The sequence below is a fragment of the Aliiroseovarius sp. xm-d-517 genome (assembly GCF_013283135.1).
Taxonomy (GTDB): Bacteria; Pseudomonadota; Alphaproteobacteria; order Rhodobacterales; family Rhodobacteraceae; genus Aliiroseovarius; species Aliiroseovarius crassostreae.
In genome coordinates, this window is the sequence record NZ_WBXT01000001.1 from 2,268,924 (window position 1) to 2,284,466 (window position 15,543).

The following is a 15,543-nucleotide window of genomic DNA, read 5'->3' on the forward strand; positions in this document are numbered from 1 at the left end:
CCGCCAAGTCATCTTAAACCGGTAATGGTAAGATCGTCATCTCCGTTGCTCTCCCACGCGCGCTTAAGAACGCGATTTCCAATCGACCGCTAGTAACGCATGCGTCTGCGGATCATGGCTTCATTGTCATGCCACTCGGCTTCAGCGATGTACTTGCGAACCATTTCACGCAGAATTTTCGCCATGCGTGGGTGATCGAACTCGCATGCTTGAGCCCAGCTCTCATACTGTTCTGCTAGCTCACGCTCTTGCGCGCCCCCTTCACCTCGCCAGGTCGCACCGCGCGCATTATAACGTCCGATTGTGACGCCCCGCTCTATCTCGACGGTATAAAGATCGTTAACAGCCTCTCGGACAGGCTCGCAGGGCCACGAACCGTCTTCCGCCAAAGGCGCGTGTGCTAGAATTTCCCCAATCTGATAGTCAAGCATGGCGCGATGACCTGTCTTCTCGCTGATGCGCCTTGCCTCGATAATCCATTCCTTCAACTTCTCGGCCTGAATGACCCCATGCTCATCAATGCCAGGCACTGATGAAAGCGCATCAATAAATGTGTTCGCGTTTCTGGCTGCCGACTTCTGTTCCTCAGTAAGTTCCACATCTCTGGGATCATCCTTGCCCCTGTAGGCCATACGTATGGCCTCGCAGAAGAGAGACGGGTTGTCATTCACCTCGGCCTCAAGGTTAGGGATACGCCCCCTATCGAACCTGAAGACCTCCAGATACAGGAACTCAAGACCGGCCATTCTCTCACGCCCAATTGTTCCGCGAGAATTGAGGATCTTGAACACCTCCTCAATAGAGTGACGGTCCATTGAGGATGCTCTCAGATCTGCTTCATCGCTTCGGGGAAGAGCCTGTAGAATTTCGTAGAGCTGCTCGGACTCGATGCTCTTCAGGTCCAGATGAACGAACTGCAACGCAGTTAGACCGCGGCGGGCTTCGATGAGCTTTGTTACAGCGTAGCGCAGCTCATCTTCTGTCTGCATCGCCCAGTGTGCGGACACGGCCTTCCAGTACCCCTTGGACACCGCCGGGCTTGAAGCATCTACCGCGTCCCAAACTGTCTGTCCAAAGCGGCAAAGGCAGAAGAGGCGCACGAGCTGATCATCGCTCAATTCACCGCGCAGTTCATCGATAAAGCCGACTGCCTTTTCGTCACCCAACGAGTAAAAGAACCCGTCCAGCAAGAACTGTAGCTTCGTCGATGCCAAGAACTCGGGATCGTCTATGATGCGCCGAATGAAGGCGAGTTGATCCTTCTCGGAGCTCATGATCTGTGCGAGGTTGTTCCCTACTACGTGCGAAGCGTTCCCAGATAGGGCAAGGCGCACCGCTCCGGGGACACCTTCTTGCGCCAACACAGCTTCTACAGCCGCTTTTCGTTGTTTGGCGATGCGCACATCTCGCGCCTCGAAATCGTGCTCATCGTCATGGATATCTTCCCACGAATTCTCTACCCATGAATTCTTGAAAAGCCATGCGTGCTTCCAGACGATATCGCTGGGCTCCAACTCATCATAAATATCGCGCGCCTTGCTCACCTTGGCCTTCGTGGCCGTCTTAGGCGCTCCCTTCTTGCTAAGGCGGCGGGCACTCCTACTGACACCCACGCGGATTTGCTCCCTTAGCCATGCGCGATCCTCGTCGGTGGCCTCTTTTGCCCAATCTACTACGCGCTCCCATACGCGCGCACGATAGTCCTCTCCGAAACCCTCAAGGCTATCCACCAAATCGGCAAGTTTCTCTCTTGTCATAGGCGCCCAAGAAAGGGCGACCTCAAGGCAGTGTTCCTCGAATTTCCAGCGCTCTGCGTTGGTTACCACTTCGCCGCTCCCAAAGGCATAGTCACGCCATTTTGGCTTAACGCTGTACTGGCCGGTGCGTGACCGCACGTCGTATTGGTCCCTGGCAACCGCCCATCCGACTTCTGGATAGTGCTTCACCAATTGATTCAAGACTGCGATCCGCTGCTCTACGGAGGCAGAGGTCTGGGGCATCCAGCTACGGAAGATCGAAAGCAGGCTTTGCATTGCGCTGTTGCCGCTGCGATCCTCGGGCTCCAGTTCGCTAAGCCTTGCAAGTACATCCACGACACGCTGCAGGTATTCCGGAGACCATGCCAACAAATCCAGCGCCCAAAATAAACCAACCCGTGGATTGCTCGAAAACAGGGGGTCATCGACCGGGCGCATCAAGACTTGCGTACTCGGATCATTTCTCGCCAAGTCGCACTCGATTATGCTCAGGAATTCCTCTGGAGCAGCCTCCGCATATCGCTGGAATTCATCGGACTGAGACTCCATCGTCTCGCCGTCCATGGTAGCGAAGAGCTTTCTCACGAGTAGCGCTGCCTGAGATTGCGTATCCACACCCAGTCGGCCCCTGAAAAGTCCTTTGCCGTGGATCGCCAGAATAACCAGGCTATCGGCAATGCCTTCTCTCAGCGCAGAAGATATGTCGCGGGTCTTACCGTGGATACTTGCCGCCCAGCGTTCGCTTTCTGGAAGTTCGAGTGAGGGATCGGGCTCCGAAAGCACAAGGTCGGCTGCCTGGTAGAAGCGTTCAAGGTCCTCTGCCGTCACCCACTGATGCACCGCGTAGAGGGCATCAATCTTGGATACGATCCCCCGGAAGGAACCTATCGACCAGACAGGCGCACTCTCGACAGGTAAAAGATCACCGAGTTTCCTCTCGACCTCGGCATAACTGTCCTCACCCATCAGATGGCAAAGGACAATTCGGTCAGCTTCGTTATCACTCTTCCATGCACCTGCCAGCATGAAAGGAAACACGGAACGCGCCAGTGCTTTGTCAGAGCCCCAAGCAGGTGACTTGATTGCCTGATCTCTTGCCAGGCGGCGGCGTAGTACCGTAAGCGACCGTCCTGACTCGTTCTTTAGACGCTCTATCTCATCGCCGCCGAGCCCCATCGATTCGAGACCTTCGCGGAAGGCTTCTCCGCTAAGGGTATCAAGAACAATATCTGCTTCGCTTTGTACCATCGTACGCGGCACGATGGATATTCCGCCAAGGCGTGCCCCGGTCTCAGCCAGTTCCACCTCAGTTTCACGGTTGGTAACAATCGGTATGAAGTGAGATGACTTGCTGGCAAGTTCAGTGATTGGCCCGGTTTCGGAGAAGACAACAGCGCGGTCGCGTATCGCTGAAAGCTCAGGGTCGTCACCGCTCAACATCGCGTAAACGAACGCAAGACCTTCGAGTACCGAGTCTGTCGCGATCCGAAGTGTTCGATCCGCCCCTCTCAGATGTGCAAGGAGCTTCTTACCGGCGATAATTGACGCTTCGTCGAAAATCTGTGTTGTGAAGGCTGGATCGCAGTCTGCATTCCACTTCACCCAACAACGTTCCAGTGACTTCGTACCACGAAAGTCTTTGCCGCTTTCGTTGGCAAACCAAACCTGAGTAGGAATGGACTGTTCCATCCATTGCTCAAGATCGCTGGAGTCCAGGACGACAACATCTTTCCATTGTTTTTTGGCCAGCTGTGCTGTTTTCCATGCATCCTTTCCTGGCCAACGCCGGGGCGTGACAAAGACAAATGTCGTTTTAAGTCTTTGGGTTTTTGAGATTGCTTTTACGCTCTTTGAAAAGTCGCCGTCCGCTTTCTCTTTGATATTCCGGTTTGTTCCGAACTCCCAGCCGGACGCGCCAGTAGGCACCCACGGATTACCCGTCGGCGTCTCGACCTCTCCGTCCCAGCCGGGACGCTGGGAGTCGTCATGAGCTGGGAAATCCACTTTCTGAAGACCATCACAGGTCGAGTGAACTAGCATCCTCAACAACGCCGCTAACTTGGAGCGTGAATCCAAATTGTTTGCCCACTGCTCGATGTCATTTGCCTTTGGGGCAGCAAACGGCGGCACGAAGCTCCTTACAGTGTTCATGCTTGTCGTCGCCGCACTCATTCCGGCATCGAAATCACTCTGCATCGCAAGCAGTTCACTCGCGCTTACACCAAATACTTTCTCGAGTTTCATGGCCATTTCACTCGAAAGACTTGAGTTGCCGTTTAGGAGATTCGAAAGAGCTGGCCGTCCGACACCAAGCGCCCTGGCGGCTTGGGTTACGTTCAAGCCTTTCGGGATGACTTTGCTTTTGATGTACCGACCGGGATGGTCGGGTTTGGCCAACTTGCTCGACATGACTCACTCCAAAGCGAATTACTTAATGGCAATTGTATCGTGTAACGCTACACAATACAATTGCATTCTTGCCCGTACCCGACATACCGCATTGTGTATCTCTTTCGGCCGGTAATAGCTGTCGTTTACAGGTCGACTTACGCAGTCGATCAGAGGTGAACTCACACGGGTAGCGAACCTGCTCCCCCGTGCCAAACGGCTAGTAACGACAAAGCAAACGGTCAGCGAATCAAAAAGATCCGCTTTTGCGCAGCATCTAATGCGTCAGCCTTTGATCCCGACTCCGCGTAGCTAGTTCTCGTTCAGCCGTTTCTCGGCGTCTTTCGCTAATTTCCAGCTGGTCTCTAATCCCGCATGAAGCGTATCGTAGTTCTGCTCCTCGCGCAGCAAGTCGGCTAATGTGGTGACGGACGTGAGATGTGATTTCATCAATAGCGCCACGCAATGCGCCAAGCCATTCACCTTGCTTTCGATCCTGCTGGACGAGCGTTTCTCCAAGGCGTTCAATTCCTTGGCCGAGCTCTCGCAGGCCGTCACCAACCGCTCGACGGATGCGAGCAATTCGCGCTCCAATGCTGTCAGGGGTGTTGTAGGTGTCTGCGTCATCTAAGGTTCCTTTATCTCGATGCAGATGATTGGCGTTTGCGCCATCGTGCAGGTCTTCAGCTCGGTCCGGTTCGGGTCCAGCGTCACCCATGTCTGCCCGGACCGTTCGATCCGGGTCAGGCCAAGCCTCGTCATCTCCGAGCGCGTGATCAAACCCGTCCACAACCAACTCGCCATCAGCACCGTCGCGATCCAGGCTGAAACCATCCCCATTATCACCCAGGGCGAAATCGTCAGCCAGCGCCGGATCGTGTCGCTCCGCCTCTCCAACTCGCTCTTGCTGTCGCTCAGAAAGAACCTGATATCGGTTTCGATTGTATGCAGCGCGCTGGTCGCAATGCTGCTGAAATCGCTCCTGAAGCTCTCGAGTTGAGATGCCATCAAGGCGGCGTGATCGCTGCGTACTGTCTCTAGGTCCGCGTTCAATTTCTCGGCGAGGCGGTTCGGCTTGCCAGTCGTCATGGAAAATCTCTCCTTTCAAACGCCAGCGCTCGCCGGTGTCGGGGTCTTTGGCGGTGATGTAATTCTTGTTGGCGCGGGGGATATCGAAGCCTGCTTCGGTGAGCGCATCGATCATGCTGGCGCGGTCAGTGATGCTTCCGACGCTGATCTGATCGAGGATCCAATCGTGCAGCGCCTCACGACCTTGCGCGCGCGTCGGCGCTTCAATCGTTTCCCTCACTTCGCGAGCGCGTTCTGGCTCCAAAGGGTCTGCCCAACCGTGCGTCTTGTTCAAAAGATCGCGCAGGCTGGAAAAGGCGTTTTCATGGCCTGGCGGCGCGATGTTCAGCGCCTTGCCCGTGCTAAGCTCAAGGCGTGGCGCGCAGAAGTGCAGCTCGACATTGCCCTCGTGTGAGTGGCGCACCCAAAGACAATCGTATTGATCCCTGTCCAGTCCAGCAAAGGCCAGAGCCTCAAATAGCTCAATGGCCTCTTGCTGGGCGTCGGGACTGGGATAGTCGTTGTCGGCAAAGCTGATCACACCCGCCGTGTAGCTCCACTTGTTGGGGCTCGCGTCGATCAGGTCGCGGGTCTGGTCTGGATTGCCGTGCAGCACCTCGGGCAGCGGGTCGCGGATCTTGGTTTGCGGCTGGCCGTTGTCGTCGCGGATCAGATTGCGGTTCTCGTCATAGGCTAGAACTTCGCGCGCGGTCAGGTATTCAACGGGGGCCGCACCGCTACCGGTGCCAGTGGAGAAGAACGAGATGATCAAGCGTCACCGCCAGTGTACGCCGCCACGATCTGCGCCAACTGCCGCTCGATGACCACCAGCTGTGCCGCGACCCTGAGGGCATCGATCTGGCTCGCACGTCCGGATTTGACCGCGCTGTTGATCCAACGGGAGAGCTGATTGAGGTTGCCGCCCACACGGGCAATCGCAAAGGTCAGCTTCGGATCAACGCGAGGGACGGGCTTGCGCCGACGTGCCTCGACCAGCCCCAAGGCCTCTCGCATCAGCGTGGCATTAGGCAGGCCAGCGGCGCGCGCCTTGGCCACAAGCGCTGCCTTTTCGGACGGGGTGCATCGAAAGATCACACTCTCGGAAAGGCCCTCTTTGACGCCGCTTGCGCGCGTCTGGTTGGGGTTTGAAGGGGAGGCTTGCCGCCCCTCACAAGTCCCGCCGATGTAATCGGTGGGTAACCTTGCTCTCTGCTCTTTGTGGGCATCGGTCGCACTCATGCTCTGAGCCCCGCCGCCTCGATTTCAGCAGGGCTGACCAGGTTTGCAGCCAGCAAAGCGGTCACTTGGCCGGGTGTGATGTGGCGGCATAACGGATGGCGGTCCGTGACCCAATCGGCCAAGCCTTTCAGCAGTTCGGCCTCTTTGGCTTTACCTGTTTCTCGTGCCTCCTCGACGTCGTGAAGGTATTTTAGCCAGCGGCCAGAGCTGAACCAGTTGTCGGAGAAGCACACTTTCGAGCGGGTGAAGCCTTCGCTCTCGATCGCATAGGACCGCACGGCGTCCTCTAAGTCTTTGGCATCCACTCCGTCGGCCAACGCTTGGCGGATTTGTGAAATGCAAACCGCTTTGCCGCGAATGCGATCCTCGGGATAGGCGCACAAAATCTTCTCTGAAATCTCATCCTCCACCGCCGCCTTTGCGTGCGAAGGAATTGGTTTTTGATATGGTTTATATCTGTTCTTATAGGATTTGCCCTCTGGGGCAGACGGTTTGCCCTCAGGGGCAAATGCATCATTTTCCCTTTCGGTCGTGTCGATTTGCCCATTTGGGCAAATGGAGTTGCCCAGGGCATACCAACAGGTTCGGTCATAGCGATCATCGCTAAAATTGCCCTTGATGATAAGCTCTGCACTGACCAGTTTTTCGAGCGCTGTTCGTATCTGCTTCTCGCTCAGATAGGGGAACAACTCGCCAAAGGCCGAGATCGAATTGTAGGTCCAATACCGCCCGTCGCGCAGGTTGCGACGGTTGGCTTGGTTCTTCTCGATCCAGAAGGTGATGTTCTGGAAAATCACCGCCGCGTTTAGACCAACACGTCCGGCGATTTCGGGATCAAAGCTATGGCGGCTCATGATCGCCCCCCGAAATACGCACAAACGTGCGAATTTTGTACAGGTTTTGTACGAGAAATCGGCCGTTTCAGCCGATTTCGGCCTGAAAGCTCACGGGCCTTTTTGCAAGCTTCCGCACAACGTCCTGTAAATAAGCCATATTTTTCAGGAGTTTTTGGCGACCCCGGCAGGATTCGAACCTGCAACCTGCCCCTTAGGAGGGGGCTGCTCTATCCAGTTGAGCCACGGGGCCGTGTTGGTGCCTGCCAGTCGTCTAATCTGCAGGGCGCGGGATGTCTAGCGCCGCTTCAGTGTCTCGCCAGGTTCGATCTTGGGCGCAAGTTCCACCCGTTCGCCACCGGCAACCCCGCCATCCTGGGCGCGTTCGGCGATGATTTTGGCCGCGGCGCGCCCGATTTCAAGCCTGCAGGCATCCATTGTGGCCAACCGGCGCGGCAGGCCCTCCAGCAACTCCACCCCGTTAAAGCCCGCAAGCCCCAGTTTGCCCGGCACGTCGATGCCTTTGTCAAGGCAGTAAAGCAGCCCACCGGCGCCAATCATGTCATTGGAATAATACAGAAAATCCAGGTCAGGGGAGCGGGTCAGAATGGTCTCGGTCATCTCGCGCCCCTTGGCCAGCGCAGATCCGCCCTCATAAAACTCCTGATCCATGATCTCGATGCCCTCTTTCGCGAGCGCCTCGGTGAAGCCTTCAAACCTTTTGCGGGCGCGGTGATCCAGCGGCATCTTGGTGCCGAGAAAGCCGATATTGCGATAGCCTGCCTTGAGGATCGCCTTGGCCATCATCCGGCCGGCGCGGCGATGTGAAATGCCGACACAGGCGTCGATGGCAGGCCCGTCCGTATCCATGATTTCCACCACCGGAATTCCAGCCGCGCGCAGCATCGCCTTGGCGTTTTCGCTGTGTTCCAACCCTGCGATGATCACGCCGGAGGGACGCCAGGACAGCATTTCGTAAAGCACTTTTTCTTCGCGTTCCGGGTCATATTTGGTCACGCCGAACACCGGCTGCAGGGGGGTTTCATCCAGCACCTGATTGATGCCCGTCAGCACTTCGGGAAACACCATGTTCGACAGCGACGGGATGATCACCGCAACCAGATTTACCCGTTGTGATGCCAGCGCGCCGGCAATCTTGTTGGGCACGTAACCCAGTTCCTTTGCAGCGGCGAGAACCTTTTCCCGTGTGGCCTGACTGACATCCCCGCGATTGCGCAACACCCGGCTGACCGTCATCTCACTGACGCCGGAGGCTTCGGAGACATCGCGCAGGGTCAGGGGACGGCGGTTTGCAGAAGGGGCGGGGGAGGTCTTCGGATCAGTCAAAGCAGGCACCTTTCTCAAATTCGGTGCCTATAGTGTTAGCGTCTGATATCTGATCCGCAAAGCCAAATTTTATTGAATGTTAGTTCTAACAAAACCTTACCAGATCTGATCAAAGTAACCCTGCGACAAGGGCGTGGTGAATGTCGGGGTTCCCGGCCACCAGGCCATTGATCATCGGGGTCGGATTGTTGAAACGCACAAGCCCCGCGCGGCGGTCGCTCACATCGCCGCCAGCCTCTTCGACAATCAGGTTGCCAGCGGCAATGTCCCATTCCCAGGTGCCGCGCAGGCTCATCATCGCGTCAAACCGCCCTTCGGCCACCAAAGCCAGACGATAGGCAAGAGATGAACGAAAGGCGCGGGTCACCGGCGGGGCCTTGGCCCCTTTCCAGAACCACGGATCCAGATTGGGTTTGGCGGCAAGCACGGTGGCCCCGTCAATATCTCGCCGGCCGGAAACGCGCAGTGGCGCGCCGTTCAACGTGGCCCCCTTGCCCCGTTCGGCAGCATACAGCTTGTCAGCGGCGGGCAGGTAAACCACCGCGGCCTGCACAATTCCGCCCTTGGCCACAGCCAGCGAATGGGACCAGTGATAGGCCCCTTCGATAAAGGCGCGCGTGCCGTCGATCGGGTCGACGATAAACACGTGCTCAGCATCGAGCCGCGCCTTGTCATCCTCGGTCTCCTCGGACAGCCACGCGTAATTGCGCGCCGCCAGCAATTCGCCATGCAGCATGCGGTCAACGGCGAGGTCGGCTTCGGTCACCGGACCCTGGCCGCCCTCCTTGTGCCAGATCTCCGGGTCGTCCTGAAAGAACCCCATCGAGATCTCGCCCGCCGCACGTGCTGCCTTTATCAGAAGGTCGAGGTCGCCCACTTACGCCCCCGCAAGTGTCATGCCATCCACCAGCAGGCTGGGCACCAGGCGGCTCAGATGCGGTTCGGCGTCATTGGCGGGCACGAGGGTGCGCAGCATCTCGATCAGGTTGCCCGCGATGGTGCATTCATTGACCGGATAGGCAATCTCGCCGTTTTCCACCCAGAACCCGGACGCCCCGCGCGAATAATCCCCTGTGGTCGGGTTAATGGTTGATCCGATCATCGAGGTGACGATCAGCCCGGTCCCCATCTCGCGGATCAGGTCTTCGCGGCTTTGTGGGCCCTGTGTCAGGGCCACGTTGGAAATCGACGGGCCGGGCGGTGAGGAGGTGCCGCGTGATGCACTTGCCGTGCTTTCCATCCCAAGCTTGTCTGCCGTGGCCAGATCCAGCGTCCAGCCGGTCAGCACGCCCGCGTCAATGATCTTGCGGCGGCGGGTCGCCAGACCTTCGCCGTCAAATGGCCGCGATCCGGTGATCCGTGGGCGCAGCGGGTCTTCGATCAGGTCGAGCCCAGCGGGCAGCACCTCTTTGCCCAGCAGATCCCGCGCCCAGCTGGATCCGCGCGCAATCATCGCCCCATTGGTGGCGGCAAGCAGATGCCCGATCAGCGAGGCCGAGACGCGTTCGTCATACAGCACCGGAAAAGCACCCGTGGGGGGTTTCTTCGCCCCGGCCATGGCAACCGTGCGTTCCCCCGCCTTGGTGCCGATCTCTTCGGGAGAGGGAAGGTCGGCCTGAAACACCCGCATTTCCCCGGCATAGTCCCGTTCCATATTGGCGCCTTCCCCGGTGATTGCCACCACCGAAGTGCCCCGGTTGGTGCGCCCATACCCACCAGAAAACCCGTTTGAGGTCATCAGGTGGAACTGGTGCCGCCCATACCCGCCCGAGGCCGATGACACCTGTGTCACGCCTTTCACGGCAAGCGCTGCCGCTTCGGCCTCAGCCGCATCACGCTCAAGCTCCGCCGGGTCCGGCTCATTGGCCGGATCCGCCAGCTCCAGCGCGGCCAGATCCCATTCTTTCGCAAGCTCATCACCCCGCGCCAGCCGGATATGCGGATCTTCGGGGGCCTCTTTTGCCATCGCCACTGCGCGTTCGGCCATCGCCGCGATTGTTTCGGCGGACGTGTCCGAGGCCGAGACGATGGCCTGCCGCTGACCGATCAGGACCCGCAGACCAATATCAACCCCCTCGGACCGCTCCGCATGTTCCAGCTTGCCGCCCAGCACGTCGATGGACACCGAGGTGCCATCTACCGCCAGCGCATCCGCCTGATCGGCCCCCGCGCGCCGTGCCGCGGCCAGAAGCTGTTCGGTCAGGGTCTCAAGCTTGGAATTGTCCGTGTCGGGCCGGGTCATGGGCGCTCCTTCATTTGCTTCCCATTCAGGTAAACGCTGGGCCGGTGTCTCGCAAGGGCCACGATGGGGGCGGTGGTCATCATCCCGTCTGGTCACGCCTCGGTGACTGGGTTACTCTTGACCCAAAGAAGGGGGGCAACATGTTGGATATGACCGGAAAAACCGTTCTGATCACCGGTGCAAGCCGTGGGATCGGGGAAGCAAGCGCCCATATTTTTGCGGGCGCGGGGGCCAATGTCGTGCTGACCGCGCGCGGAGCGACCCAGATCAGCGCCATTGCCAGGGCAATTGGGGAAGACCGCGCACTTGCCGTGCCCTGCGACGTGTCGAAATGGGCGGACGTCAAGGCGGCCGTGGATGCGGGTGTAAAGAAATTTGGCCGCATAGATGTGCTGATCAACAATGCCGGCGTGATCGAGCCGATTGGCCCAATGATGACCAGCGACCCGGCCGAATGGGGCCATGTGATCGACGTGAACCTCAAGGGGGTCTATTACGGCATGCGCGCCGTGATGCCGATCATGGCGGCACAGGGGGGTGGCTCGGTGCTGACCATCAGTTCGGGGGCTGCCCATAATGCGCTTGAAGGCTGGGCCCATTACTGTGCCTCCAAGGCGGGGGTGCATATGATGACCAAGGCGCTGCACAAGGAAGGGGCGGGCAAGGGCATCCGTGCCATCGGCCTGTCGCCCGGCACCGTGGCCACACAGATGCAACGCGAGATCAAATCCTCGGGCATCAATGCCGTGGCGCAGCTCAATTGGGACGATCACATCCCGCCCGAATGGGTGGCGCGCGCGCTTTTGTGGATGTGTTCTGAAGATGCGGATGAGTTCAAAGGCGAGGAAATCTCGCTGCGCGACGTCTCGATCCGCCAACGTGCAAAGGTATTTGGATGATCAACCTGACCAAGGATGATGGGGTCTGGACGGTGACAATCAACCGCCCGGACAAGGCAAACTCGCTGACCAAAGCGATGCTGGAAGAACTCGCTGCAATTGCCCAGCAGGCAGCGGGGGATGCCCGTGTGCTGGTTCTGACCGGTGAGGGCAAAGTGTTCTCGGCCGGCGCCGATCTGGACGAGGCCCGCGCAGGTCTTGCCACCGACGATGTCTGGGAGCGCCTCTCCGGGGCCATCGCCAACGCGCCTTGCCTGACCATTGCAGCGTTGAACGGAACGTTGGCCGGTGGGGCCATGGGCATGGCGCTGGCCTGTGACATCCGCATCGCGGTGCCCTCGGCCAAATTCTTCTACCCGGTGATGAAGCTGGGCTACCTGCCGCAACCTTCCGATCCAGGCCGTATGGCGGCGCTGGTTGGCCCCGCCCGGGCCAAGATGATCCTCATGGCCGGGCAGAAAATTCTCGCGGAGGAAGCCCTCGCATGGGGTCTGATCGATCGCATTGTCGATGGCTCCGAGCTCATGATCGCAGCTCTCGATCTGGCCGATCATGCCCGCGGCCAAAGCCCGGATCACGTCGCCGCCATGAAGGCCATGGTGCCTGCCTGATCCGCGTCCGCTGCGTGTTGGTTTCCGGGATGCCTCCGGCGGGAGTATTGGTGCCAAGAAGAAAGCACGTGTCCTTCTTCTTGGCCCAAATCCTCCGGGGTGAGCGCGTAGCGCGAGGGGCAGCGCCCCTGAAGCGTTTCGGTCCTCCCCTGCTTCAGGTGAGAACCGAAGCTTTTTCGCAGGCTCACGAAGTGAGCCACCAACAGCGCGCCTGAGTGTAAGCGAAGGCGCCCTTTCCTCTACCGGCTCCTACCTTTGGTGGGGGCTTTGGTTGCCGCAGCCTTGGCACCAGAGGGTGCCGGCGCTGCTGCGCATCTGGTGGAATGGCCCGACCACATAATGGGCAAATTGGATCAGAGGTCTTGTTCTTGCCCGCCAAAGGGCTATCAACCTGTCTAAATTCGATGCAGTCTGATCACGAGTATGAGCGCAAGAGGTGAGGGATGGAAGACCAACCGGAAATCGTACAAAAAATCTGGGGATATCTGGAACCGGTATGGGAGGTTGTGCAGGGGTGGATCCTGTCTCCGGCGGCCTGGTCGCAATTTGCATTGCTGATCGCGGCGTTTCTGGCGGCCCGGTATGCCAATGGCAAGCTGACCCCGCTGATCCTGAAATACCTCACGCCGAAAGAAGGGCGGGGCGACATTTTTGCCAAGGCAATGAAATTTTCGCTCCTGTTCCTGCCCCTGATGATGCCCCTTCTGGCCTTTGCGTTCACAGGGATTGGTGAGGCGGTCACCCGTTCGATTTTCGGATCCGGCGCGGTGATTGCGCTGGGCAAGCGCATCTTTCTGTTCCTGGCCGTGCGCGCCTTTGCCCGTGAAATCCTGGCCGACCCGTTCCTGAAACTGCTTGGCAAATATGTTCTGATCCCGGTTGCGGCGCTTTACATGATCGGTCTGCTGGACCCGGCGATGACCTGGCTCGACAATGCGGTGGTGCCGCTGGGCAACATGAGCTTCTCGCTGCTCTTCGCAATTCGCTTTGCCGTGGTGGGCGGGATCATCTTCTGGTTTGGCCGCTGGTCCAATGATCAGTCCGCCCAGCTGATCAAACAGCAAGAAGACATGCGCCCCGCCACGCGGGAACTGGCGGCCAAGGCGGCCGAGATTGCCATTTTTGGCGCGGCTTTCCTGGTGTTGATGAACATCATGGGGGTGAATCTCACCTCGCTTGCCGTCTTGGGGGGGGCAATTGGTGTGGGGCTGGGCTTTGGCCTGCAACAGATCGCGTCGAACTTTATCTCTGGTGTGATCTTGCTGATCGAAGGGCAGGCCACCGTCGGCGATTATGTTGAGCTTGATGGCGGTGAGGCAGGCACCATCGTGAAGATGACCGCCCGCGCAGCCATTCTGGAAACCTTTGACGGGCGCTGGATTGTGGTGCCAAACGAGCATTTCATCACCACCCGCGTGGTGAACTTTTCTGACGCCGGCAGTGCCAACCGGTATGAGGCGCCTTTCTCGGTCAGCTATGACAGTGATGTCGAACAGGTGGCCGAACTGGTGGAAAAAGCGGTGGGGGAGCTTGACTTCGTGCTTACCGACACGCCCGAACACATGCCCGATTGCGAGCTGCGTGCCTTTGGTGACAGCGGGATCGAGTTTGCGTTGGAATTCTGGGTGGAAGGCATTGACGACGGGCGCAACAAGTTTACCCCGCGTGTGATGGTGCAGATCTGGAAAACGCTCAAGGAAAACAACATTGAAATCCCGTTCCCACAACGTGTGGTGCAGATCAGGGATGGTGTGAAAAACGGGTCTCTGCCCGCGTGAAAACCGCATTTGTCATAGGGGCAGGTCCCGCTGGCCTGATGGCGGCGGGGGAATTGGCGCGGGCTGGTGTCAGGGTCACCTTGGCCGAGGCCAAACCATCCCCCGCGCGCAAGTTCCTGATGGCGGGAAAATCCGGGCTGAACCTGACCAAAGATGAACCGCTTGAGGCGTTCCTTGCCAATTATTCCGGGTCCGAGAGGATCCGCGACATCACCGCAGGTTTTGGGCCAGAGGCGGTGATGGGCTGGGCGCGCGGCCTGGGGCAGGAGGTGTTCACCGGCTCCTCCGGCCGCGTGTTTCCAAAGGTGATGAAAGCATCCCCCCTGCTGCGCGCCTGGATGGCGGAACTTGGGGAACTGGGGGTGCAGCTCAGAACCCGCTGGCGCTGGATGGGCTGGGAAGAGGGGGCTCTGATCTTTGACACGCCGGACGGGCGCGTCATTGACTGCCCCGATGCCACTGTCCTCGCTTTGGGTGGGGCCAGTTGGCGGCGGCTTGGGTCCGATGCGGCCTGGGTGCCCTGGTTGGAGCGAAAAGGCCTTACCCTTGCCCCGTTCCAGCCCAGCAATGTCGGGCTTGTGGTGCAATGGTCCGACCATATGCAGAAACATTTCGGTCACCCGATCAAACCGGCCAGGCTAAGTGCAGGGGCGCATTCTGTTCGGGGCGAGTTTGTGATCTCGTCGCGGGGGCTGGAAGGCAGCGCGATCTATGCGATGTCGCGCGCCCTGCGGGAGGGGGCGGCGCTGTCCGTGGACCTCGTGCCGGAACGGGAGATCGCGGATGTAACCGCCCGTCTGGGCCGAGCGCGTGGCAAGGCGACGCTGACCAATCATCTGCGCAAACAGTTGAAACTCGGCCCGGCCCAGATCGCGCTTTTGCAGGAATTTGCCCGTCCTTTGCCGCAGGCACCTGGACAGCTGGCATCGCTGATCAAGGCGGTTCCGGTCCACCATGAGGGGCCGCGCCCGCTGGATGAAGCAATTTCTGTGGCGGGGGGGCTGCGGTTTGAGGAGTTGGATCAAGGCCTTATGATCCGTGCCCTTCCGGGGGTTTTTGCCTGTGGTGAGATGCTCGATTGGGATGCCCCAACAGGGGGGTATCTGCTGACCGCCTGTCTGGCCACTGGGCGTCACGCCGGTCGCGCTGCCGCGGAATATCTGAACGGGTAGGGGCGCCTTCGCCTACGCTTCGGCGCGCTATCGGTGGCCTCGCTGCGCTCGGCAGTCAGGGGCGCTGCCCCTCGGCCCCGCTCTGCGAGCGCGCCCTCACCCCGGGATATTGGGAACCAGAAAATGGGGTGGGATCATTTTCAACGCGCGGATATGCGCGCGCCATTAAAGTGTTTTGACTTTAACCTGAGACAGGGAACAATCGAAAC

At 58.9% G+C, this 15,543-nt stretch carries 11 protein-coding genes and 1 tRNA gene; 4 read left to right on the top strand and 8 right to left on the bottom strand.

Annotated features, from left to right (window positions below; genetic code table 11):
• Positions 1-89 precede the first annotated feature (89 nt).
• From XMD517_RS10995 to XMD517_RS11030, 8 genes are all read right to left on the bottom strand, one after another.
• Positions 90-4,166, bottom strand: coding sequence for a HigA family addiction module antitoxin (locus XMD517_RS10995; RefSeq protein WP_173488231.1), 4,077 nt, complete (start codon positions 4,164-4,166; stop codon positions 90-92).
• Positions 4,167-4,422: 256 nt separating this feature from the next.
• Complete coding sequence (locus XMD517_RS11000) at positions 4,423-5,985, bottom strand: relaxase/mobilization nuclease domain-containing protein (protein ID WP_173488232.1); 1,563 nt, start codon at positions 5,983-5,985, stop codon at positions 4,423-4,425.
• Positions 5,982-6,452, bottom strand: coding sequence for a plasmid mobilization relaxosome protein MobC (gene mobC, locus XMD517_RS15730; protein WP_254450028.1), 471 nt, complete (start codon positions 6,450-6,452; stop codon positions 5,982-5,984). The genes XMD517_RS11000 and mobC overlap by 4 nt, the downstream gene beginning before the upstream one ends.
• Positions 6,449-7,306 (bottom strand): hypothetical protein, encoded by an 858-nt coding sequence (locus tag XMD517_RS11010; RefSeq protein WP_173488233.1) that lies wholly within the window; start codon positions 7,304-7,306, stop codon positions 6,449-6,451. The genes mobC and XMD517_RS11010 overlap by 4 nt, the downstream gene beginning before the upstream one ends.
• A gap of 155 nt (positions 7,307-7,461) precedes the next feature.
• Positions 7,462-7,538, bottom strand: a tRNA-Arg gene (locus XMD517_RS11015).
• A gap of 44 nt (positions 7,539-7,582) precedes the next feature.
• Entirely contained in the window at positions 7,583-8,632 is a 1,050-nt protein-coding gene (locus XMD517_RS11020) for a LacI family DNA-binding transcriptional regulator (protein WP_254450029.1), read from the bottom strand.
• Between the two features lie 109 nt (positions 8,633-8,741).
• Complete coding sequence (locus XMD517_RS11025) at positions 8,742-9,509, bottom strand: inositol monophosphatase (RefSeq protein ID WP_371734361.1); 768 nt, start codon at positions 9,507-9,509, stop codon at positions 8,742-8,744.
• On the bottom strand, positions 9,510-10,874 hold the full coding sequence (locus tag XMD517_RS11030; RefSeq protein ID WP_173488234.1) for a TldD/PmbA family protein: 1,365 nt from the start codon (positions 10,872-10,874) through the stop codon (positions 9,510-9,512). It abuts the gene before it with no gap.
• 140 nt (positions 10,875-11,014) lie between these two features.
• On the opposite strand from XMD517_RS11030, the gene XMD517_RS11035 reads away from it, so the two are divergent.
• The 4 genes from XMD517_RS11035 (at position 11,015) to XMD517_RS11050 (ending at position 15,334) form a co-directional block, all read left to right on the top strand.
• Complete coding sequence (locus XMD517_RS11035; protein WP_173488235.1) at positions 11,015-11,773, top strand: SDR family oxidoreductase; 759 nt, start codon at positions 11,015-11,017, stop codon at positions 11,771-11,773.
• A complete protein-coding gene (locus XMD517_RS11040; RefSeq protein WP_173488236.1) occupies positions 11,770-12,384 on the top strand; it encodes an enoyl-CoA hydratase/isomerase family protein in 615 nt (204 codons plus the stop codon). The genes XMD517_RS11035 and XMD517_RS11040 overlap by 4 nt, the downstream gene beginning before the upstream one ends.
• Before the next feature lie 443 nt (positions 12,385-12,827).
• Entirely contained in the window at positions 12,828-14,162 is a 1,335-nt protein-coding gene (locus tag XMD517_RS11045; protein ID WP_173488237.1) for a mechanosensitive ion channel family protein, read from the top strand.
• Complete coding sequence (locus XMD517_RS11050; RefSeq protein ID WP_173488238.1) at positions 14,159-15,334, top strand: TIGR03862 family flavoprotein; 1,176 nt, start codon at positions 14,159-14,161, stop codon at positions 15,332-15,334. The genes XMD517_RS11045 and XMD517_RS11050 overlap by 4 nt, the downstream gene beginning before the upstream one ends.
• Positions 15,335-15,543 lie beyond the last annotated feature (209 nt).